The organism is Enterobacter sp. SENG-6, from assembly GCF_001605945.1.
GTDB classification, from domain to species: Bacteria; Pseudomonadota; Gammaproteobacteria; order Enterobacterales; family Enterobacteriaceae; genus Enterobacter; species Enterobacter cloacae.
This window is the reverse complement of the sequence record NZ_LOMM01000033.1, coordinates 127,909-147,732: the sequence shown is the minus strand read 5'-3', so window position 1 is coordinate 147,732 and position 19,824 is coordinate 127,909. Positions and strand designations below refer to the sequence as shown.

Genomic DNA, 19,824 nt, shown 5'->3' with positions numbered 1-19,824 from the left:
TGGCGGGTATGGGCTTGAGCGTCCGCTCTCGATCACCCGTATCGACCCGCCGGTGATAGGCCACAGAGTCATGCCAGAAAAGATTGCCCATGAAGTGGAACACATGATGGAAAGCGTGGCGCTTCCGGGCGGTGGAGGAGTGAAGGCCGCCGTACGGGATTACCGGGTGGCGGTCAAAACCGGGACGGCGAAAAAGATTGATGACAGTGGCAAGTACGTCGATAAGTATGTCGCCTATACCGCAGGCGTTGCGCCTGCCAGCGACCCGCGTTTTGCGCTGGTGGTAGTCATAAACGATCCGCAGAACGGTGCCTATTATGGTGGTGCCGTTTCAGCGCCCGTTTTCAGTGAGATCATGGGGAATGTGCTGCGCCTGGAGAACGTGAAACCGGATGGCTTGCCGGCTGATTCCGGCCACCTTATCGTCATGCGTTAACCCTGGCGTTTTATAACGGGGCGAATAGCGGTACACTTCGCCCTTTGATTTATGCCCCGGAGTTGTCATGCCCTTCAGTTGCCCCCTTTGTCACGCGCGCCTGACGCGTTCTGAGAAAAGTTATGCGTGTCCGCAGGGACATCAGTTTGATATAGCGAAAGAGGGGTATGTGAATCTTCTGCCGGTGCAGCATAAACGCTCCCGCGATCCGGGCGACAGCGCAGAGATGATGCAGGCGCGACGTGCCTTTCTGGATGCCGGACATTACAAGCCGCTAAGGGAGAGTGTCGCGCAGCTGCTGGACCACACGCTGACGCAGAGTGCCTCCGCTCTGCTGGATATCGGCTGTGGTGAAGGGTATTACACCGCAAGGTTTGCCGAAATTGCCGCCGGGAAGGGCGCGCAGACGACGGGTCTGGACGTCTCGAAAGCGGCGATTCGCGCAGCGGCAAAACGCTACGCGGGGGTGATGTTCTGCGTGGCCTCAAGCCACCGGCTGCCGTTTGAAGATGCCAGCATGGATGCCGTTGTGCGTATTTATGCTCCCTGTAAGGCAGACGAGCTGGCCCGGGTGGTGAAACCCGGCGGGTGGGTGATAACCGTCACGCCAGGACCACGTCATCTGATGGAGCTGAAAGGGCTGATTTATGACGAGGTTCGCCTGCATGCTCCCCATTCAGAACAACTGGCTGGTTTTGTGCTCAGGCAGGAAGAAACCGTAGCGTATGAGATGGATCTGACAGGGGATGAAGCCGTGGCGTTACTGCAAATGACGCCGTTTGCCTGGCGGGCAAAACCGGCTGTCCGGGAGACGCTGGCTGCACAGGCCACGTTTCGCTGCCAGACGGATTTCAGCATCCACTGCTGGCAGCGCGAAGGTTAACCCGCGAAGTGTGCCCAGAGTATCTGGGCACCAATACCGATTAACACGATCCCGCCCAGGATCTCGGCTCGCTTACCCAGCAGCGGGCCGATAAAACGGCCAACCATCATGCCCAGGGTGGACATAATCAGTGTGGCGCAACCAATGGCCAGCGCGGTGGCAATGATATTCACCTGCAGGAAGGCCAGACCAACACCGACGGCCATCGCGTCAAGGCTGGTGGCAATTGCGGTGGTGACCAGCAGCCAGAAACCGTGGCGGTGCAGAGGCTCTTCATCTTCATCGCTGTTGCCACGGAATCCTTCAATCACCATTCGTCCGCCGAGAAACACCAGCAGCACAAACGCAATCCAGTGGTTCCACTCCAGTACAAACTGGCTGGCCAGCATACCCAGGCCCCAGCCAATAAGCGGCGTCAGGGTTTCGATAGCACCGAAAATCAGACCTGTGCGCAGCGCTTCAGAAAATTTTGGTTTATGGAGTGTGGCACCTTTTCCGATGGAAGCAGCAAAAGCATCCATGGACATGCCGAAAGCGAGAAGAATGGTGGCGGAGATGTTCATACAAGCGTCCAGACCGGGAGATATCCATATGACACATCACTGCCCCCAGTAAACAGCAGTTGATGTATCTATGGTCTCGCCTGACCGTCGCACAATGATGTGCAGAAAACGATCCGTACGCGCCACGTTTTTCAACGAGTATGTTGACACGTACATTTCCTGAGTACAGGAAATTAGCTACTCCCCAACGACGGGCGCAACCTTAACATATTTTGAGAATATAAAACAACAACAGCGGGGGTATTATTTTATTATCTTGTTGATAACGATTTTCATTTAGATTTATTCGTAAAAATAGCGTTAATAAATAGGAAGGATAAAAAGAATGGAATATAGCTATGGCTATATTTCGTGAGCAACGTTAATACGGAATATAGCCGATGCTATAAATATAACTTATTGAGTTTTAATGAGTAATTTGTATATCTTTTCCAGGTCATCTATATTTTTGACCCGAATGAGCAGGCGGCGCTGTTCTAATTGCATCACCAGCACCCCGTCTTCAGATAAATTCATCTCTTTAATGCGGTTATATTCTATCCAGACATTGGCAAAGAAGAATCCGTGTTTTTTAAAAATGAGTTTTGGCGAACGGATCCAGAACAGGTAAATCGCCATTAATGCCAGCGCACATAATAACCATGTGGTTAATATTGCACCATGGCTGGTCACGTTATTGTAAATCAGGATGACCACCAGACCGGCGAAGATAAACGCATCAATGCGTCCACGGCGTAAGAGGGGAAGGGTCAGCAGCGTCTCGCCGTGGCGGCGAGGCATAATGAACTCGTCATAGATCGCGTAAGCCAGAAGGGCAACAATAAACAAAACCAGTACGGTGTCCGTGACAGTCATTCATCCTCCAGATAAAAAAACCGGGGGCAAGCCCCCGGCGTATAACATAAAGCTTTACAGGCCCAACAGACCGACAGCGTAGCCCGCGATACCGATGACGAAGAAGCCAACGATGATCCACAGCGGGTTCACTTTCTTACGCAGCAGCCACATACAGGCGAAGGTCAACAGCAGCGGCACCAGGCCAGGCATCAGCTGGTCAAGGATGGTCTGCACGGTGGTCACACGGGTTTGCCCATCCTGTCCGGTGATGGTTGAAACCACCAGCGGGATGTTCACGTGCGTCCACTTGTTAACCAGCGCCCCCATCACAAACAGGCCGAGGATTGACGCCCCCTCTGTCAGTTTTTGCAGGAAGCCGCCGCCCATATCTTTAACGATATCCACCCCTTTACGGTAACCGTACGCCACGCCGTAGTAACGGGTCAGCAGACGCACCGCATTGAACAGGATGAAGAACAGCAGTGGACCGAGAAGGCTACCGCTCATCGCGATACCCGCGCCCAGCGCTGCAAAGACCGGACGAACGGTACCCCAGAAGATCGGGTCACCTACGCCTGCCAGCGGACCCATCAGACCGACTTTAATACCGTTGATGGCACCATCGTCGATCTCTGCGCCGTTTGCACGCTGCTCTTCCATCGCCAGGGTAACGCCCAGTACCGGTGCCGCTACGTAAGGATGGGTGTTAAAGAATTCCAGGTGACGCTTAATCGCCTGGCGACGTGCTTCGTTGTTCTCCGGGTAGAGGCGTTTGATCGCCGGTACCATGGAGAAGCAGAAGCCCAGGGCCTGCATACGTTCGAAGTTCCATGAACCCTGAAACAGGTTAGAACGGATGAACACGCCACGAATATCACCCGGAGTGAGTTTCTTCTCAGGGGTAGTTTTAGTCATATCAACCATTTCGCTCACCTGTTAGTCCAGTTCGTTATCGAGATCGTTATTACCAGCAGCCTGCGCTGGGGCACCCGCAACGAGGTTATATTTCGGGCTGAGCTGGATGTAGAGAATTGCCATTACCGCACCAATCACACCCAGAGCAACCAGGTTGAAGTTGGTGAACGCCGCGGTTACGAAGCCCAGGTAGAAGAATGGCATCAGGTAGCCTGCGCGCATCATGTTGATGACCATCGCATAACCAACCACCACGATCATACCACCGGCGATGTTCAGACCGCTGGTGACCACTTCAGGGATGGCGTTGAGCATGCCCTGAACTTCGCTGGTCCCTACGGAGATAGCGACGATAACGGCCGGAATAGCGATACGCATCGCCTGCAGGAACAGGGACGAGACGTGGATCCAGGAGAGCGCCGTGAGGTTGCCGTTTTCGGCCGCCTTATCCGCCGCGTGCTGGAAAGCCACGGTGATAGTACGAACGATAATGGTCAGTACCTGGCCTGCGGCGGCCAGCGGAATTGCCAGAGCGATACCGGCACCGATGCTTTGATGACCGGCAATGACCAGCACGGTTGAAATAATGGACGCCAGCGCGGCATCGGGCGCAACCGCCGCACCGATGTTCATCCAGCCAAGGGCGATCATTTCCAGGGTACCACCGATGATGATACCGGTTTTCATATCACCGAGAACGGCGCCAATCAACGTACAGGCCACCAGAGGGCGGTGGAACTGAAATTCATCAAGTACGGATTCCATACCCGCAATACACGCGACGATGAACACCAGCACAATCTGAAGAGTGGTAATCTCCATTGTACTTCTCCTATTGCATAATCTTTATGTGAAAAACCGGCGCGGGCTTATTTCCCAACTTTGCCGATCAAATCCATCATTTTCAGTTTCGGGTCCGTGGAAACCTTACGGGCTTCCAGTTCAATACCGCGAGCATTCAACTTGTTAAATGCCTCGATATCCTTCGCATCGACTGAAATCGCGTTGTTGACCTGCGTTTTGCCCTGACGGAAAGCCATACCACCAATGTTCACGGAGGTGATTTTCACGCCGCCTTCAACAATGCGCTCGACGTCTGTCGGGTTAGTGAACAGAAGCATCACGCGTTCACCGGCATATTTCGGGTTGTTATAGACGCGGATCATCTTGGCGACATCCACCACGTGCGCGGTAACGCCCGGAGGAGCAACCTGGGTGAGGAGGGTTTTACGCACCGTGTCGGCGGCCACTTCGTCGCTGACCACGATAATACGTTGAACGTTGGTCTCTTTGGTCCAGCGCGTTGCCACCTGGCCGTGAATTAAACGGTCATCGATGCGCGCAAGGCCAATCACCATATAATCGTTCGGGCCCATCGGTTTTGCGGGGGCAGCGGCTTTCGATGCCGCGGTAGCCGCCGGTGCGGGTTTCTCAACCGGCTGTGCCTTCAGCGCTTTCACGCCTTCGCGACCGGTTTCGACCGCCAGGGCAACCAGCTCATCAAAAGCCGGATTGTCGTCGCGTGCCATGAAGGTTTCCACCAGCATCGGGATATTGACCCCGGCGACAACTTCATAGTGCTCTTTATCGACGACAATGCGGCTGGCAGCGTTGAACGGGCTGCCGCCCCATGTATCAACGAGAAACAGCACGCCTTTGCTGGTATCCAGCTTCGACAGTTGAGCCGTGTATTTCTCAATCAGCGTCTCGGCGTTTTCACCGGGAACGAAATCGATCCAGCCGACGTTTTCCTGCTCGCCCAACAGCATCTCTGCTGTTTTGAGTAGCTGCTCTGCAGCCCAACCATGTGTGCCTATGACAATAGCAATGGTCACTTGCTACCTCCTTTTATTATCATTAATACCTCTGCCAGGCAGACGTACTGAGAATCGTATTGGCGAACCGAATCGATTCAGATAAGGGTTAGAGTTAAAAAAGCTCAGACTTACGCGAATTATTTTAGATAGTGAAAAAATAATTTATGTGATGAAGATCCGTAATTTAGGTTTCGAAAATTAGAAATTACTCAACACAAATTCTGCCTTTTCACGTTTTTGCAAAGGAACGTAAATCTTTGCTAAAAACGTAATGTCTCTGATATGTTTAGCCTCCGTTTAATTGATCAGGAGTATAGGGCTACAGCCCACTATATGGACCGTCACCGACGTCAGTCATCTATCAGGCCACTTCGCGCCTTTTTCACCGGCGATCCTCGCCACGTATCGACTCTGTTTACCGCTGTTTTGCCCACATTGAGTGGGGCACCGTTTCGTCATTCCTTTAGCAGGAGCTTGTCATGGAATTCTTAATGGACCCGTCAATCTGGGTGGGATTGCTCACGCTGGTGGTGCTGGAGATCGTTCTCGGCATTGATAACCTGGTGTTTATTGCCATTCTCGCGGACAAACTGCCGCCAAAGCAGCGTGATAAAGCGCGTCTGATCGGCCTCTCGCTGGCGCTGGTTATGCGTCTGGCGCTGCTGTCCGTGATCTCGTGGATGGTCACCCTGACAAAACCGCTCTTTACCGTCATGGATTTCACCTTCTCTGGCCGCGATTTGATCATGCTGCTCGGGGGGATATTCCTGCTCTTTAAAGCAACGACGGAGCTGCATGAGCGGCTGGAGAACCGTCAGCACGACGATGGACATGGCAAAGGCTATGCCAGCTTCTGGGTTGTGGTGCTGCAGATCGTGGTGCTGGATGCTGTCTTCTCGCTTGATGCGGTGATCACAGCGGTGGGTATGGTGAACCATCTCCCGGTGATGATGGCGGCGGTGGTTATCGCCATGGCGGTTATGCTGCTGGCGTCTAAACCGCTGACCCGCTTTGTGAACCAACATCCGACGGTCGTGGTGCTGTGTTTGAGCTTCCTGCTGATGATCGGTCTGAGCCTCGTTGCGGAAGGTTTCGGTTTCCATATTCCGAAAGGTTATCTGTATGCCGCGATTGGCTTCTCGATCCTGATCGAACTGTTTAACCAGATTGCACGCCGTAACTTTATTAAGCAGCAGTCCAATCAGCCGCTGCGTGCCCGCACCGCGGATGCCATCCTGCGCCTGATGGGCGGTCGCCGTCAGGTGAATGTGCAGAGTGACACCGAGAACCGTAACCCGGTTCCGGTGCCGGAAGGGGCATTTGTGGAAGAAGAGCGTTATATGATTAACGGCGTTCTCTCCCTGGCCTCCCGTTCACTGCGCGGCATCATGACCCCGCGCGGCGAGATCAGCTGGGTAGATTCCCGGTTGAGCGTTGATGAAATTCGTCAGCAGCTGCTCTCTTCACCGCACAGCCTGTTCCCGGTGTGTCGTGGTGAGCTGGATGAGATCATCGGTGTCGTGCGTGCCAAAGAGATGCTGGTCGCGCTGGAAGAGGGCGTTGACGTCGAAGCCATCGCCGCCGCCTCACCGGCTATCGTGGTACCGGAAACGCTGGACCCCATCAACCTGCTTGGCGTTCTGCGCCGTGCCCGCGGCAGCTTCGTGATTGTCACCAACGAGTTTGGTGTGGTGCAGGGGCTGGTCACGCCGCTGGACGTGCTTGAAGCCATTGCCGGTGAGTTCCCGGATGAGGACGAAACACCGGAAATCGTGGCCGATGGTGAAGGCTGGCTGGTGAAAGGTACCACTGACCTGCACGCGCTTTCGCATACGCTGGGGCTGGAAAACGTGGTCAACGATGAAGAAGACATTGCCACCGTGGCCGGTCTGGTCATCGCTGTGAACGGGCAGATCCCGTGCGTGGGAGATGTGATCGAACTGCCACCGTTGAGCATTACCATTGTTGAAGCCAACGACTATCGCGTTGATATGGTGCGTATTGTTAAAGAGCAATCCGTGCACGACGAAGATGAGTAACGCTTCTTAACGCAACGGCATTAAGGGCACGATGTGCCCGTTATGATGCGCTGGCGGAGGTGAACTCTCCGCCAGCCATTGTGGAAAATCCCGCAGCGGCATCGGCCGCGCATAGAAATACCCCTGCAGAGTATGAACACCGTGTCGGCGTAAGTAGCGCGCCTGCTCCTCCGTTTCGACCCCTTCCGCAACCAGCTCAATATTCAGCCGCTGACCCAACGCAATAATGATATCTGTCACCGTTGAGTTCACGGCATCGGTTCCAATGGCGGTGGTAAAGGACTGGTCGATTTTCAGTACGTCAGGATGAAGCTTTTCAAGCCAGGAGAGCGAACTGTTCCCGGTGCCAAAATCGTCGATAGCCAGTTTGACCCCTTTGCGATGCAGCTCGCGCACGATGCGATAATCTGCATCGACCAGCGCGTCACGCTCGGTAAGTTCGATAACCAGCCGCTGGCTCGGGTTTGCACTGAACCAGTAACGGTTCAGATCCTGAAGTAGCACGGCGTGACGGAAGTGGCTGGCCGCCACGTTAATACCGATGTGAAAGCCCGGGTGGGAGGGGAAGTAGCCTATCTGGCGTACCGTCTCGGCAATCACGTAGCGCGTCAGGGGAACAATAAGGTTATGTTCTTCTGCCAGGGGGATGAACACTTCCGGGGAGATCCAACCCTGACGCGGATTGTTCCAGCGCAGAAGAATTTCCACGCCGATACACTCCTGCGTACGGGCATTCACCAGCGGCTGACAGAAAAGCTCAAATTCCCGCGCCGCAATCCCCATATCGATCTCCCACGTGAAGCTCATCCGGTTTGCTGTGGCCAGCCAGGCCAGATACCCCAGAACCAGGCTCAGCATTAACCCCAGCGGCAGCTGTGCCGGCAGGCTTTTAAGTGCCAGCGCGCCAGGACCCGGCCCACTGACCGTGATGGTAAATGGAAAGCGTGTAGAGACTTCCTCTATTCGCGAGTCAGCCTCATTAAACTTCAGCGCGTCGGTAATACCTTGACCGTAGCGTAAAGAGCGATCTCCCACGGTTAACGCCACGTCAGTGATAAGCGGGCGGGGCGGCTCAAGGATCATTCTGGTGATGAGATCGATATTGATCACCTCCATCACCCCCTCTTCACCGCGTTGTGACGTCGGGTGCCACTGGATAAGAATAGGGCTGCCTTTAAGCAGCCACTTATCGGTCGATAAAATCAGTTTTGGCAGACCTGACGGCAGTTCGGGAAATAATTCATGAACCGGGACGGCGCGACTGCCAAAAATACTGGAGCAGTAGAGGATCCCCTCTTTAATCAGGGTAATCGAGCGGACGGTCTGTAAAATGGCGGCCTGCTTACGCAGAGTCAGATGCGCCTGTGGGCACGGCTGGCCGACAAGATCCAACAACTCCGGTCGGCGGTTATCCAGGGAAAGCAGGACGTTTTCAAGTGAGCGAACGGTATGGCTGGCGAAATCGACAATGCGTTGTTGATTAACATTGCGCTGTGAAATAAATCGAATGCCCAACGTCAGGATGAGCGTAAGGAGCGCAACCGTCACGCAGACGATAACGCGTTTTCGGCGATAGTTTTTAATGATCGTTTGTGCGGTTTGCATGAACGGTCGCCTGATACACCTCCAGCCCCAAAAGCCAGACGCAACAGTGAAAGTGTAGTGGGGAAAGTGAAAGGCGACGAGAATCAGAAGGAAATTTCGCCCATCCGTTGCAGATGGGCGAGGGGAGGTATTAGTCGCACTGTACCTTAATGGCCAGACCACCACGGGAAGTCTCACGGTACTTCGCGTTCATGTCTTTACCGGTTTCGTACATGGTCTCAATAACTTTATCCAGCGACACGCGAGGCTCGCTGGTACGGCGCATTGCCATACGGGAGGCGTTAATCGCTTTCACCGACGCAATGGCGTTACGCTCAATGCACGGTACTTGCACCTGCCCGGCAACCGGGTCACAGGTCAGGCCCAGGTTATGTTCCATACCGATCTCCGCCGCCACGCAAACCTGCTCAGGGCTTGCGCCCAGCAGTTCAGCCAGACCAGCGGCCGCCATGGAACAGGCCACACCCACTTCACCCTGGCATCCTACTTCAGCGCCAGAGATAGAGGCGTTCATTTTGTACAGCGCACCAATGGCACCTGCCGCCAGGAAGTAACGGATGTAGATATCTGGCGTAACAGGTTCAATAAAGTGATCGTAATAAGCCAGCACCGCCGGAACAATACCGCACGCACCGTTGGTGGGTGCCGTCACCACGCGGCCACCGGCGGCGTTTTCTTCGTTAACCGCCAGAGCGAACATATTCACCCAGTCGACCACGTTCATCGGGTCGTTGGAGAATTTATCGGTGGTCACCAGCATGCGGCGCAGGGCAGAGGCACGACGCGGTACGCGCAGCGGACCCGGCAGCACACCTTCGGTGTTCATCCCGCGATCGATACAGGCGCGCATGGTCTGCCATACGTTTGCAAAATAGTCTTCGATCTCTTTTTTGCTGTGCAGTGCCAGTTCGTTCTGCATCACCATGCCGGACAGCGACAGGCCGGTCTCTTTGCAATAACCCAACATCTCGGTGGCCGATTTGAACGGATACGGCACGTTGACGTCGCCTGTGCTCTCTTTACCGAAATGCTCTTCATCCACGATGAATCCACCGCCGATGGAGTAGTACGTTTTGCTGTAAATCTCTTTTTCGCCATTCCAGGCATGGATGGTCATGCCGTTTTCATGCAGCGGCAGGTTGTCGCTACGAAAACGCATCCCGTCATCCTGCGGGAAATCCACTTCGTGCTGGCCGTTAGCCAGCAGCAGACGACCGCGCGCTTCCACGTCACGGATGAATGCCGGGATGGCATCAATATCTACAGTGTCCGGCATATTGCCCGCCAGACCCATAATAATGGCGATATCGGTGTGGTGGCCTTTACCCGTTAATGACAGTGAGCCGTAGACATCCACAGCGACACGGGTAACGCTTTCCAGTAATCCTTTTTCGACCAGATCATCGACGAACTGTTTACCGGCCTTCATCGGCCCAACAGTATGGGAAGACGAAGGGCCAATTCCCACTTTGAACATGTCGAATATACTAATCACTTTCACACTCCTGACAGGGTTACCGGGGTTCCAGTAACGATGTTATAACTGCGCATAGTGTAAGAGGGAACATCGACCTCGGCTTAACTATTCACATGAATTAAACTAATGGTTAACGATGGTTTTGCTAATAGCGCGACGCCGATCGCAAACCTGACAAAAGAGGGTGGAATGTAAAGTATAGTCAAGGCTTCAGGCCGATTTGCAGAGCCAGTTCACGAATGATGCCCGCCGTCATGCCCCAGACAAAATAATGCTGATACCAGGACAACCAGACCCGATGATCGTGCCCACGGCGCTGAATATCCAGCGGGTGATAGCGGCTCAGGCGAAGGGCTTCTTCCAGTGGCATTTCAAACACCGCAGACACCTCATCAACACTGGCGTGATACTGCAGGCCGGGCGGGATAAGGCCCACCACCGGCGTCACCTGGAAACCGGTCACGCTGTCCACCGGCGGGAGGACGCCGACAATCTCGACGGCCTCCGGTGGGATAGCCACCTCTTCCTGCGCTTCACGCAGCGCCGCGGCAATCAGCGAGGCATCGCTGCTGTCTACCGCGCCGCCGGGGAAAGCGACCTGACCGGCATGTTTGCGTAAATGAGGGGAGCGCTGGGTCAGCAGCAAACCGGGCTGCTCACGGCGCACCACGGGGATCAGCACCGCCGCCTGACGTTGATTAAGCGCTTCGCGGCTCACCTGAGGCCGCAAAAGCTGAAAGCGCGACAGAAAATCATCCAGCGTCAGGTTCTCTCTCTCCACCCGTCAGTTCTCCAGTTGTTGCAGGATACGGTTAACTTTATCAAAGGTTTCCTGATATTCCGCCTCGACCTGGCTGTCAGCAACAATTCCGCCGCCTGCGGAACAGTAAAGCTGGCCGTCGCAGGCCGTCAGGGTGCGAATAGTGATGCTGGTATCCAGCGTACCGCAGACGCTAACGTAGCCAATGCTGCCGCACCAGGCGTTGCGACGGTGCGGTTCCAGTTCATCGATAATCTCCATCGCCCGCACTTTTGGCGCGCCGGTGATGGAGCCACCCGGGAACGCGGCGCGCAGAAGATCGCAGGGGGTACGCGAAGCCGGCAGCTGTGCGGTAATGGTGCTGACCAGATGGTGCACCGCCGGGAAAGGCTCGACGACGAACAGCTCCGGCACGCGAACGCTGCCCGGTACCGCCACCCGGCCAATGTCGTTGCGCATCAGGTCGACAATCATTAAATTTTCGGCGCGGTCCTTCGGTGACGCGGCGAGCTTTTCCGCCTGCTGGCGGTCGGCAGCCGGATCGCTCAGGCGCGGCAAGGTCCCTTTAATCGGGCGTGTCTGGATCTTGCCTTCCGCCAGATGAATAAACCGCTCAGGCGAAAGACTCAGGATCGCGCCCTGATCGAGACGGATAAACGCACTGAACGGTGCCCGGTTGCTGGCATTGAGGCGGGTAAAGGCCTGCCATTCATCGCCCTGATACGTTGCCTGGAAGCGCTGGGCAAGGTTAACCTGATAACAATCGCCGCTTTGCAGATATGCCTGCACGCGTGCGAATTTTTCCGCATAGGTCTGCGGGGTCATGTTTGAACGCCACGCAGAGGTCAGACGGAAATCCGGCGCGGCTGCGGGCTGCTGTGCGTTTAGCCACGCCAGGCGTGCCTCCACATCCGAATGGCTGAGCAGGGAGACCACCTCTTTATGGTGATCGACAATCAGCGCCCAGTCGTAAAGTCCCACCGCCATATCCGGCAGCGGAATATCCGCCTTCGCAACGGAAGGCAGCGTTTCAAAGCGGCGACCAAGGTCATAGCCAAACACGCCCAGCGCACCGCCCTGGAAGGGAATATCCGGGTTAGGCGTGGCGGACAAACCCAGCTCGTCGATAGCCTCCTGAAGCTTGATCAGCGGATCGTGCGTGGAGGGCTGGTTTTCGGATGTCACCGTGCGCACCGGGTCAGCAACCACAATGTCGAAGCGGCTGTAAGGATGGTCCGCATGGCCGGAATGCAGCAGCATCGCCCAGGGAAGATGGCTCAGACGAGCAAACCAGAATTCAGCGGCGTCAGTACGCCACGGCAGGGTAATAACAGTGGGGAAGCGCATGTTCATGTGTGGCATACTACCGGGCAGCGTGAAATAATTAGCGCGAATAATTTAGCAGGAGTTGACGATGTTTGCAGGTTTACCTTCTCTGAGCCACGAGCAACAGCAGAAAGCGGTTGAGCGGATCCAGGAGCTGATGTCCCAGGGGATGAGCAGCGGGCAGGCCATTTCTCAGGTGGCGGAAGAACTTCGCGCCACCCATACCGGCGAGCGGATCGTGGCGCGTTTCGAGGATGAAGATGAAGAGTAACCGGCTTACACAGCCGCGATAATCTTAATCTCTACCTTGTATTCCGGCTTCATCAGCGTGGCCTGTACGGTACAACGTACAGGCGCGTGACCCGCCACCACCCACGCATCCCAGGCTTTGTTCATGGCCGCAAAATCGTCTTTATTCGCCAGGAAAATGGTGGCGTCCAGAATACGCGATTTGTCGCTGCCTAGCTTTTCCAGCACCGCATCGATCTGCGCCAGGGTGTCAGCTGTTTGTTCAAAGGCATCCGCATCCAGATTGGACGGCACGCCAGTGTAATAGAGCGTCTGGTTATGAATGACTACATCAGACCAGCGGGCTTCGGCATCAATGCGCACAATTGTCATAAACGTTTCCTCGTTACTTTCGTCATCAGGCGGCAAGACTGCCATATTGTTTCGTCGTCGTCACTATTTGGGGTGGCACAGGAGAGGATGGGCTGACATAATCCCTGTGCAAAAATACAGTGAGAGAACACCGTGGCAGACGATTTTTCCCCTGAAGGGAAGTTAGCACATGCTATTCCCGGTTTTAAACCGCGTGAACCGCAGCGTCAGATGGCGCATGCCGTCGCTCGCGCCATCGATAAGGCACAGCCGCTGGTGGTCGAGGCCGGAACCGGCACGGGAAAAACCTACGCTTACCTTGCACCGGCGCTGCGCGCGAAAAAGAAGGTGATCATCTCTACCGGCTCGAAGGCGTTGCAGGATCAGCTCTACAGCCGTGATTTGCCGACGGTGGCAAAAGCGCTGAAATACAAAGGGCGGCTGGCGTTGCTGAAAGGGCGCTCCAACTATCTCTGCCTGGAGCGTCTTGAACAGCAGGCGCTGGCGGGCGGCGACCTGCCGGTGCAGACCCTGAGTGATGTGATCATCCTTCGCGCCTGGGCTAACCAGACGGAAGAGGGGGATATCAGCACCTGCGCGAGCGTGGCGGAAGACTCTCCCGCCTGGCCGCTGGTGACCAGCACCAATGACAACTGTCTGGGCAGCGACTGCCCGCTGTATAAAGACTGTTTTGTGGTCAAAGCGCGTAAAACGGCGATGGATGCAGATGTGGTGGTGGTCAACCACCATCTGTTTCTCGCGGATATGGTGGTGAAAGACAGCGGTTTTGGCGAACTTATTCCTGAAGCGGAAGTGATGATCTTCGACGAAGCCCATCAGCTTCCGGATATCGCCAGCCAGTATTTCGGCCAGTCGCTCTCCAGCCGCCAGCTTCTGGATCTGGCGAAAGATTTCACCATTGCTTATCGCACTGAATTAAAAGATACCCAGCAGCTGCAAAAATGTGCCGATCGCCTCGCGCAAAGCGCGCAGGATTTTCGCCTGCAGCTTGGCGAGCCGGGCTACCGCGGCAATTTGCGCGAGCTGCTGGCGGACAATAATATCCAGCGCGCGCTACTGCTGCTGGATGACGCGCTGGAACTCTGTTACGACGTGGCGAAACTGTCGCTTGGCCGTTCTGCGCTGCTGGACGCTGCCTTCGAGCGTGCCACGCTCTATCGCGGGCGGCTGAAACGGCTGAAGGAGATCAACCAGCCGGGGTACAGCTACTGGTATGAATGCACGTCTCGTCATTTCACCCTGGCGCTTACGCCGCTGACGGTGGCAGACAAATTCAAAGAGGTGATGGCGCAAAAACCGGGGAGCTGGATATTTACCTCCGCGACCCTGTCGGTGAATGACGATCTGCACCACTTCACTGAGCGTCTCGGGATTGAACAGGCGGAGTCACTGCTGCTGCCGAGCCCGTTTGATTATGAAAAACAGGCGCTGCTCTGCGTGCCGCGTAATCTGCCGTTACCCAACCAGCCCGGCGCCGCGCGACTGCTGGCAGCCATGCTGAAACCGATGATTGAGGCCAACAATGGCCGCTGCTTTATGCTCTGTACCTCCCACGCCATGATGCGCGATCTGGCTGAACAGTTCCGCGCCACCATGACCTTGCCGGTGCTGCTACAGGGCGAAACCAGCAAAGGGCAACTGTTACAGCAGTTTGTCAGCGCCGGGAATGCGCTTCTGGTGGCAACCAGCAGCTTCTGGGAAGGGGTGGACGTGCGGGGCGATACCCTGTCACTGGTGATTATCGATAAACTTCCCTTTACCTCGCCGGACGATCCGCTGCTCAAAGCGCGAATGGAAGACTGCCGTCTGCGCGGGGGCGATCCTTTCGACGAGGTACAGCTGCCGGACGCGGTGATCACCCTCAAACAGGGGGTAGGACGCCTGATCCGTGACGTGGACGACCGCGGCGTGCTCGTAATCTGTGATAACCGGCTGGTGATGCGCCCCTACGGTGCGACCTTCCTCGCCAGCCTGCCGCCCGCGCCGCGTACGCGGGACATTAAACGCGCGGTTCGCTTCCTGGCCAACCCAACGGCGGAGTAATTTGCCCGGGAGTGTGCTAAGATGCGCGCCATTTTGTGACTGACCATTGCGAGAGCGCGACGACTGATGCGAATTCTGGCTATTGATACCGCTACAGAGGCGTGTTCCGTTGCTCTGTGGAACGACGGTGCTATTTCTGCTCATTTCGAAGAGTGCCCACGAGAACACACCCAACGTATTCTGCCCCTGGTGAAAGCGATTTTGACCCAGGGCAACACCACCTTAACCGACCTCGATGCACTGGCCTTTGGCCGTGGCCCCGGCAGCTTTACGGGTGTACGCATTGGGATCGGTATTGCGCAGGGGCTGGCGCTTGGCGCTGACCTTCCGATGATAGGTGTTTCCACCCTGGCGACGATGGCGCAGGGCGCGTGGCGTATGACCGGTGCTACCCGTGTGCTGGCAGCGATTGATGCCCGCATGGGCGAAGTCTACTGGGCTGAATACACCCGCGACGAGCAGGGCGTGTGGCACGGCGAAGAGACGGAAGCGGTGCTCAAGCCGGAAGCGGTAACCGAACGGTTGCAGAACCTCTCCGGTGAGTGGGCGATGGTAGGGACCGGTTGGGCGGCATGGCCTGACATGGCAAACGGTACCGGCGTAACGCTGGTGGACGGCAACATGCTTCTGCCTGCCGCAGAGGATATGCTTCCTCTGGCCTGCCAGCTGCTCGCAGCAGGAAAAACCGTGGCTGTTGAACATGCCGAGCCGGTTTATTTGCGAAACACCGTCGCGTGGAAGAAACTTCCAGGCCGCGAGTGAATCTCAGTAACAGGAACTGAGAAAAAGGAGTCGCATCATGGCGGTTCAGACTAAAGTAGTACGCCTAATTATGGCAGGCGCTGTGGCCATAGCACTGAGCGGATGCGTTTCCGTTCCTGATGCGATTAAGGGCAGTAGCCCTACGCCACAGCAGGATCTGGTTCGCGTGATGAATGCCCCTGAGCTTTACGTCGGTCAGGAAGCGCGCTTCGGCGGGAAGGTGATTGAGGTGCAAAACCAGCAGGGGAAAACCCGGCTGGAGATCGCCACCGTGCCACTGGATAGCGGCGCGCGGCCGATCCTCGGCGAAACCTCGCGCGGGCGCATTTTTGCCGATGTCAGCGGCTTCCTCGACCCGGTTGATTTCCGTGGACAGCTGGTGACCGTCGTCGGGCCGATTACCGGCACGACACAGGGCAAAATCGGCACAACGCCTTACAAATTTATGACCATGCAGGTTAACGGCTACAAACGCTGGCGGCTGACACAGCAGGTGATCATGCCGCCTCAGCCTGTCGATCCGTGGATGTGGGGCCCACACCCGTATCGTTACGGCTACCCCGGCTGGGGCTGGTATAACCCGGGTCCGGCGCAGGTACAGACGATCGTTACTGAGTAACTTACTGTTATTGTTAGAAAAGAGACAGCGGCTCAGCCGCTGTCTCTGTTTTTTTACGGCTAAAACGAAAAAAAAGAGTGACGCGCTTCGCAACCTTAAATCTGGGCAATTAATAAACTGGTACGCTGAGTTAATATAATGTTAACAAACTGTTTATTATCGGGGTTGTGATGACGACGAACACTCAATTCAGAGGTGATGCATTGAACAAGGTTTGGCTTAACCGTTATCCCGCAGATGTGCCTGCGGAGATCAATCCTGACCGTTATCAATCCCTGGTTGAATTATTTGAACACTCGGTAAGGCGTTACGCCGATCAGCCCGCGTTTATCAATATGGGTGAGGTGATGACGTTCCGTAAGCTTGAGGAGCGGAGTCGGGCGTTCGCGGCCTATTTGCAGGAAGGGCTGGGGCTGCAAAAAGGGGATCGCGTCGCGCTGATGATGCCGAACCTGCTGCAATACCCGGTCGCGTTATTTGGTATCCTGCGAGCCGGGATGATTGTCGTCAACGTCAACCCGCTCTACACCCCACGTGAGCTGGAGCATCAGCTGAACGACAGTGGCGCGACCGCAATTGTGATCGTCTCAAACTTTGCCCACACGCTGGAGAAAGTGGTCGACAGAACCCAGGTGAAACACGTCATCCTGACGCGCATGGGGGATCAGCTCTCCACCGCCAAGGGCACACTGGTTAACTTTGTCGTCAAATACATCAAACGTCTGGTACCGAAATACCATCTGCCAGATGCCATCTCCTTCCGCCGCGCGTTGCATGCCGGTTATCGTATGCAATACGTCAAACCAGAAGTGGTGTCAGAGGATCTTGCGTTCCTGCAGTACACCGGGGGGACTACCGGGGTGGCCAAAGGCGCCATGCTAACGCACCGCAATATGCTGGCGAACCTTGAGCAGGTGAATGCGACCTACGGGCCGCTGCTGCATCCGGGCAAAGAGGTGGTCATCACCGCGCTTCCGCTTTATCACATTTTCGCGCTGACCATGAACTGCCTGCTGTTTATTGAGCTGGGCGGTCAGAACGTCCTGATCACCAACCCACGCGACATTCCGGGGCTGGTTAAAGAGCTGGCGAAATACCCGTTCACCGCCATGACCGGGGTCAATACCCTGTTTAACGCGCTGCTTAATAACAAAGAGTTCCAGCAGCTTGATTTCTCCACGCTGCACCTCTCTGCGGGCGGCGGAATGCCGGTTCAGCAGGCGGTGGCCGAGCGCTGGGTGAAACTCACCGGCCAGTATTTACTCGAAGGCTATGGTCTGACCGAATGCGCCCCGCTGGTCAGCGTCAATCCGCATGATATCGACTATCACAGCGGCAGTATCGGCCTGCCCGTACCGTCGACGGAAGCCAAACTGGTGGATGATGACGACAACGAAGTTGCACCGGGCGAGCCGGGTGAACTGTGCGTTAAAGGGCCACAGGTGATGCTGGGCTACTGGCAGCGTCCTGATGCCACCGACGAAATCATCAAAGACGGCTGGCTACACACCGGTGATATCGCGGTGATGGACGAAGAGGGCTTCCTGCGCATTGTCGATCGTAAGAAAGACATGATCCTCGTCTCCGGATTTAACGTCTATCCGAATGAGATCGAAGATGTGGTGATGCAGCATAGCGGCGTGCTTGAAGTTGCCGCGGTTGGCGTACCTTCCGGCAGCAGCGGCGAGGCAGTGAAGATTTTTGTGGTGAAGAAAAACGCCTCTCTTACCGAGGAGGAGCTCATCACGTTCTGCCGCCGTCAGCTCACCGGCTATAAAGTGCCGAAGCTGGTGGAGTTCCGCGATGAGCTGCCGAAATCGAACGTCGGGAAGATATTACGACGAGAATTACGTGACGAAGCCCGTGCCAAAGTGGACAATAAGGCCTGAGCTTCACGCTAATCGCCCAGACGCCGGTTTAGCCGGCGTTTTTTATGGGCGCAAACAAAAGAGAAACCGTTTTGAATTACCAGATGATCACGACCAACGACGAACTGGCTTCGCTGTGCGAAGTGACGCGCGACTTTCCTGCCATCGCCCTGGATACCGAGTTTGTCCGTACCCGGACGTATTATCCGCAGTTGGGTTTGATTCAGATGTACGACGGCAAACACGTGTCGCTGATTGACCCGCTCGGCATTACCGACTGGACGCCGATGCGTGACCTGCTGCTTGATACTGCGGTCACCAAATACCTGCACGCAGGCAGTGAAGATCTGGAAGTCTTTCTGAATACGTTTGGCATCATGCCGCAGCCGCTGATTGACACGCAGATCCTCGCCGCGTTCAGCAATCGTCCGCTTTCATGGGGCTTTGCCGCCATGGTTGAGGAGTACACCGGCCTGACCCTGGATAAAAGTGAATCCCGTACCGACTGGCTGGCGCGCCCGCTCACGGAGCGTCAGCTGGACTACGCTGCGGCAGATGTGTTTTACCTGCTGCCGATTGCCGGACAACTGATGAAAGAGGCAGAAGCCTCCGGCTGGCTGCCTGCTGCACTGGATGAGTGCCGCATGACGCAGCAGCGTCGTCAGGAAATCGCTGACCCGAAAGAGGCCTGGCGCGATATCAGCAACGCGTGGCAGCTGCGTACGCGTCAGCTGGCCTGTCTGCAATTATTAGCCGACTGGCGCCTGCGTAAAGCGCGCGAACGCGATTTGGCCGTTAACTTTGTGGTACGCGAAGAGCACCTGTGGGCGGTCGCACGCTATATGCCAGGCAGCATGGGTGAGCTGGACAGCATTGGGCTTTCAGGCAGCGAAATCCGCTTTCACGGAAAAACGCTGCTCGCGCTGGTGGCCAAAGCGCAGCAGATACCGGATGACGCACTGCCAGAGCCGCTGCTGAATCTGATGGATATGCCGGGCTATCGCAAAGCGTTTAAAGATATTAAAGCGCTGGTGCAGGCTGTGGCGGCAGAAAGCAAACTGAGTGCGGAATTGCTGGCATCACGTCGTCAGATAAACCAGCTTTTGAACTGGCACTGGAAGCTGAAACCGCAGAATGGCTTACCGGAAATGATGGCGGGCTGGCGCGGGGAATTGATGGCCGATCGCCTGAATACGTTGCTGGAAGGGTATCCACGATAATCAATATGCCGGGCGATATACCCGGCATATTCC

General features: G+C 55.7%; 20 protein-coding genes. 10 read left to right on the top strand and 10 right to left on the bottom strand.

The window, feature by feature from the left end; translation table 11 throughout:
• On the top strand, window positions 1–436 hold a 436-nt coding region (locus AX755_RS25855; RefSeq protein WP_269446821.1), incomplete at its 5' end, for a penicillin-binding transpeptidase domain-containing protein.
• Between the two features lie 67 nt (window positions 437–503).
• Window positions 504–1,319, top strand: a complete 816-nt coding sequence (rlmA, locus tag AX755_RS16440) for a 23S rRNA (guanine(745)-N(1))-methyltransferase (protein WP_062857101.1) — start codon at window positions 504–506, stop codon at window positions 1,317–1,319.
• Here rlmA and mntP read toward each other — a convergent pair.
• The 5 genes from mntP to manX form a co-directional block, all read right to left on the bottom strand.
• Window positions 1,316–1,882: a manganese efflux pump MntP gene (gene mntP / locus AX755_RS16435; protein ID WP_062857100.1), complete on the bottom strand. Its 567-nt coding sequence runs from the start codon at window positions 1,880–1,882 to the stop codon at window positions 1,316–1,318. The two genes, rlmA and mntP, sit on opposite strands and share 4 nt — an antisense overlap.
• Window positions 1,883–2,278: 396 nt before the next feature.
• Entirely contained in the window at window positions 2,279–2,737 is a 459-nt protein-coding gene (locus AX755_RS16430; RefSeq protein ID WP_013096131.1) for a DUF986 family protein, read from the bottom strand.
• Between the two features lie 54 nt (window positions 2,738–2,791).
• Entirely contained in the window at window positions 2,792–3,643 is an 852-nt protein-coding gene (locus tag AX755_RS16425; RefSeq protein ID WP_006175979.1) for a PTS mannose transporter subunit IID, read from the bottom strand.
• 12 nt (window positions 3,644–3,655) lie between these two features.
• Complete coding sequence (gene manY / locus AX755_RS16420) at window positions 3,656–4,456, bottom strand: PTS mannose transporter subunit IIC (protein ID WP_062857099.1); 801 nt, start codon at window positions 4,454–4,456, stop codon at window positions 3,656–3,658.
• Window positions 4,457–4,503: 47 nt separating this feature from the next.
• Window positions 4,504–5,469: a PTS mannose transporter subunit IIAB gene (gene manX, locus AX755_RS16415; protein WP_062857098.1), complete on the bottom strand. Its 966-nt coding sequence runs from the start codon at window positions 5,467–5,469 to the stop codon at window positions 4,504–4,506.
• A gap of 264 nt (window positions 5,470–5,733) precedes the next feature.
• Between manX and AX755_RS26090 the strand changes: the two genes are divergently transcribed.
• Both AX755_RS26090 and yoaE read left to right on the top strand, forming a co-directional pair.
• Window positions 5,734–5,943 (top strand): protein YoaL, encoded by a 210-nt coding sequence (locus AX755_RS26090; RefSeq protein WP_071843273.1) that lies wholly within the window; start codon window positions 5,734–5,736, stop codon window positions 5,941–5,943.
• Window positions 5,931–7,490 (top strand): CNNM family cation transport protein YoaE, encoded by a 1,560-nt coding sequence (gene yoaE / locus AX755_RS16410; RefSeq protein ID WP_062857097.1) that lies wholly within the window; start codon window positions 5,931–5,933, stop codon window positions 7,488–7,490. The genes AX755_RS26090 and yoaE overlap by 13 nt, the downstream gene beginning before the upstream one ends.
• A gap of 6 nt (window positions 7,491–7,496) precedes the next feature.
• Here yoaE and AX755_RS16405 read toward each other — a convergent pair whose 3' ends face one another.
• From AX755_RS16405 to pabB, 4 genes are all read right to left on the bottom strand, one after another.
• Window positions 7,497–9,095 (bottom strand): EAL domain-containing protein, encoded by a 1,599-nt coding sequence (locus AX755_RS16405; RefSeq protein ID WP_038419893.1) that lies wholly within the window; start codon window positions 9,093–9,095, stop codon window positions 7,497–7,499.
• Between the two features lie 130 nt (window positions 9,096–9,225).
• Complete coding sequence (sdaA, locus tag AX755_RS16400; RefSeq protein ID WP_038419892.1) at window positions 9,226–10,590, bottom strand: L-serine ammonia-lyase; 1,365 nt, start codon at window positions 10,588–10,590, stop codon at window positions 9,226–9,228.
• A 184-nt stretch (window positions 10,591–10,774) separates the two neighbouring features.
• On the bottom strand, window positions 10,775–11,353 hold the full coding sequence (locus AX755_RS16395; RefSeq protein ID WP_062857096.1) for a CoA pyrophosphatase: 579 nt from the start codon (window positions 11,351–11,353) through the stop codon (window positions 10,775–10,777).
• A 3-nt stretch (window positions 11,354–11,356) separates the two neighbouring features.
• Window positions 11,357–12,685 carry an aminodeoxychorismate synthase component 1 gene (gene pabB / locus AX755_RS16390; RefSeq protein ID WP_062857095.1) on the bottom strand — a complete coding sequence of 443 codons (1,329 nt, stop codon included), beginning with the start codon at window positions 12,683–12,685 and terminating at the stop codon, window positions 11,357–11,359.
• 61 nt (window positions 12,686–12,746) lie between these two features.
• On the opposite strand from pabB, the gene AX755_RS16385 reads away from it, so the two are divergent.
• Window positions 12,747–12,929, top strand: coding sequence for a YoaH family protein (locus AX755_RS16385; protein ID WP_008500497.1), 183 nt, complete (start codon window positions 12,747–12,749; stop codon window positions 12,927–12,929).
• Between the two features lie 5 nt (window positions 12,930–12,934).
• Here AX755_RS16385 and AX755_RS16380 read toward each other — a convergent pair whose 3' ends face one another.
• Window positions 12,935–13,279 carry a RidA family protein gene (locus AX755_RS16380; protein ID WP_062857138.1) on the bottom strand — a complete coding sequence of 115 codons (345 nt, stop codon included), beginning with the start codon at window positions 13,277–13,279 and terminating at the stop codon, window positions 12,935–12,937.
• Window positions 13,280–13,411: 132 nt separating this feature from the next.
• Here AX755_RS16380 and AX755_RS16375 point away from each other — a divergent pair, with 132 nt between their 5' ends.
• The 5 genes from AX755_RS16375 (at window position 13,412) to rnd (ending at window position 19,791) form a co-directional block, all read left to right on the top strand.
• On the top strand, window positions 13,412–15,322 hold the full coding sequence (locus tag AX755_RS16375) for an ATP-dependent DNA helicase (RefSeq protein ID WP_062857094.1): 1,911 nt from the start codon (window positions 13,412–13,414) through the stop codon (window positions 15,320–15,322).
• Between the two features lie 66 nt (window positions 15,323–15,388).
• Window positions 15,389–16,084, top strand: a complete 696-nt coding sequence (gene tsaB, locus AX755_RS16370; protein ID WP_062857093.1) for a tRNA (adenosine(37)-N6)-threonylcarbamoyltransferase complex dimerization subunit type 1 TsaB — start codon at window positions 15,389–15,391, stop codon at window positions 16,082–16,084.
• A gap of 37 nt (window positions 16,085–16,121) precedes the next feature.
• Entirely contained in the window at window positions 16,122–16,703 is a 582-nt protein-coding gene (locus tag AX755_RS16365; protein ID WP_013096141.1) for a Slp family lipoprotein, read from the top strand.
• A gap of 203 nt (window positions 16,704–16,906) precedes the next feature.
• On the top strand, window positions 16,907–18,592 hold the full coding sequence (gene fadD / locus AX755_RS16360; protein ID WP_072193822.1) for a long-chain-fatty-acid--CoA ligase FadD: 1,686 nt from the start codon (window positions 16,907–16,909) through the stop codon (window positions 18,590–18,592).
• Window positions 18,593–18,663: 71 nt separating this feature from the next.
• Window positions 18,664–19,791 carry a ribonuclease D gene (rnd, locus tag AX755_RS16355; protein WP_029882295.1) on the top strand — a complete coding sequence of 376 codons (1,128 nt, stop codon included), beginning with the start codon at window positions 18,664–18,666 and terminating at the stop codon, window positions 19,789–19,791.
• Window positions 19,792–19,824 lie beyond the last annotated feature (33 nt).

Excerpts from the sequence above, each read along its gene's own strand:
- rlmA (WP_062857101.1), top strand. The coding sequence starts at position 504 with ATGCCCTTCAGTTGCCCCCTTTGTCACGCGCGCCTGACGCGTTCTGAG.
- mntP (WP_062857100.1), bottom strand. The coding sequence starts at position 1,882 with ATGAACATCTCCGCCACCATTCTTCTCGCTTTCGGCATGTCCATGGAT.
- AX755_RS16430 (WP_013096131.1), bottom strand. The coding sequence starts at position 2,737 with ATGACTGTCACGGACACCGTACTGGTTTTGTTTATTGTTGCCCTTCTG.
- AX755_RS16425 (WP_006175979.1), bottom strand. The coding sequence starts at position 3,643 with ATGGTTGATATGACTAAAACTACCCCTGAGAAGAAACTCACTCCGGGT.
- manY (WP_062857099.1), bottom strand. The coding sequence starts at position 4,456 with ATGGAGATTACCACTCTTCAGATTGTGCTGGTGTTCATCGTCGCGTGT.
- AX755_RS26090 (WP_071843273.1), top strand. The coding sequence starts at position 5,734 with ATGTTTAGCCTCCGTTTAATTGATCAGGAGTATAGGGCTACAGCCCAC.
- yoaE (WP_062857097.1), top strand. The coding sequence starts at position 5,931 with ATGGAATTCTTAATGGACCCGTCAATCTGGGTGGGATTGCTCACGCTG.
- AX755_RS16405 (WP_038419893.1), bottom strand. The coding sequence starts at position 9,095 with ATGCAAACCGCACAAACGATCATTAAAAACTATCGCCGAAAACGCGTT.
- pabB (WP_062857095.1), bottom strand. The coding sequence starts at position 12,685 with ATGAACATGCGCTTCCCCACTGTTATTACCCTGCCGTGGCGTACTGAC.
- AX755_RS16385 (WP_008500497.1), top strand. The coding sequence starts at position 12,747 with ATGTTTGCAGGTTTACCTTCTCTGAGCCACGAGCAACAGCAGAAAGCG.
- AX755_RS16380 (WP_062857138.1), bottom strand. The coding sequence starts at position 13,279 with ATGACAATTGTGCGCATTGATGCCGAAGCCCGCTGGTCTGATGTAGTC.
- tsaB (WP_062857093.1), top strand. The coding sequence starts at position 15,389 with ATGCGAATTCTGGCTATTGATACCGCTACAGAGGCGTGTTCCGTTGCT.
- AX755_RS16365 (WP_013096141.1), top strand. The coding sequence starts at position 16,122 with ATGGCGGTTCAGACTAAAGTAGTACGCCTAATTATGGCAGGCGCTGTG.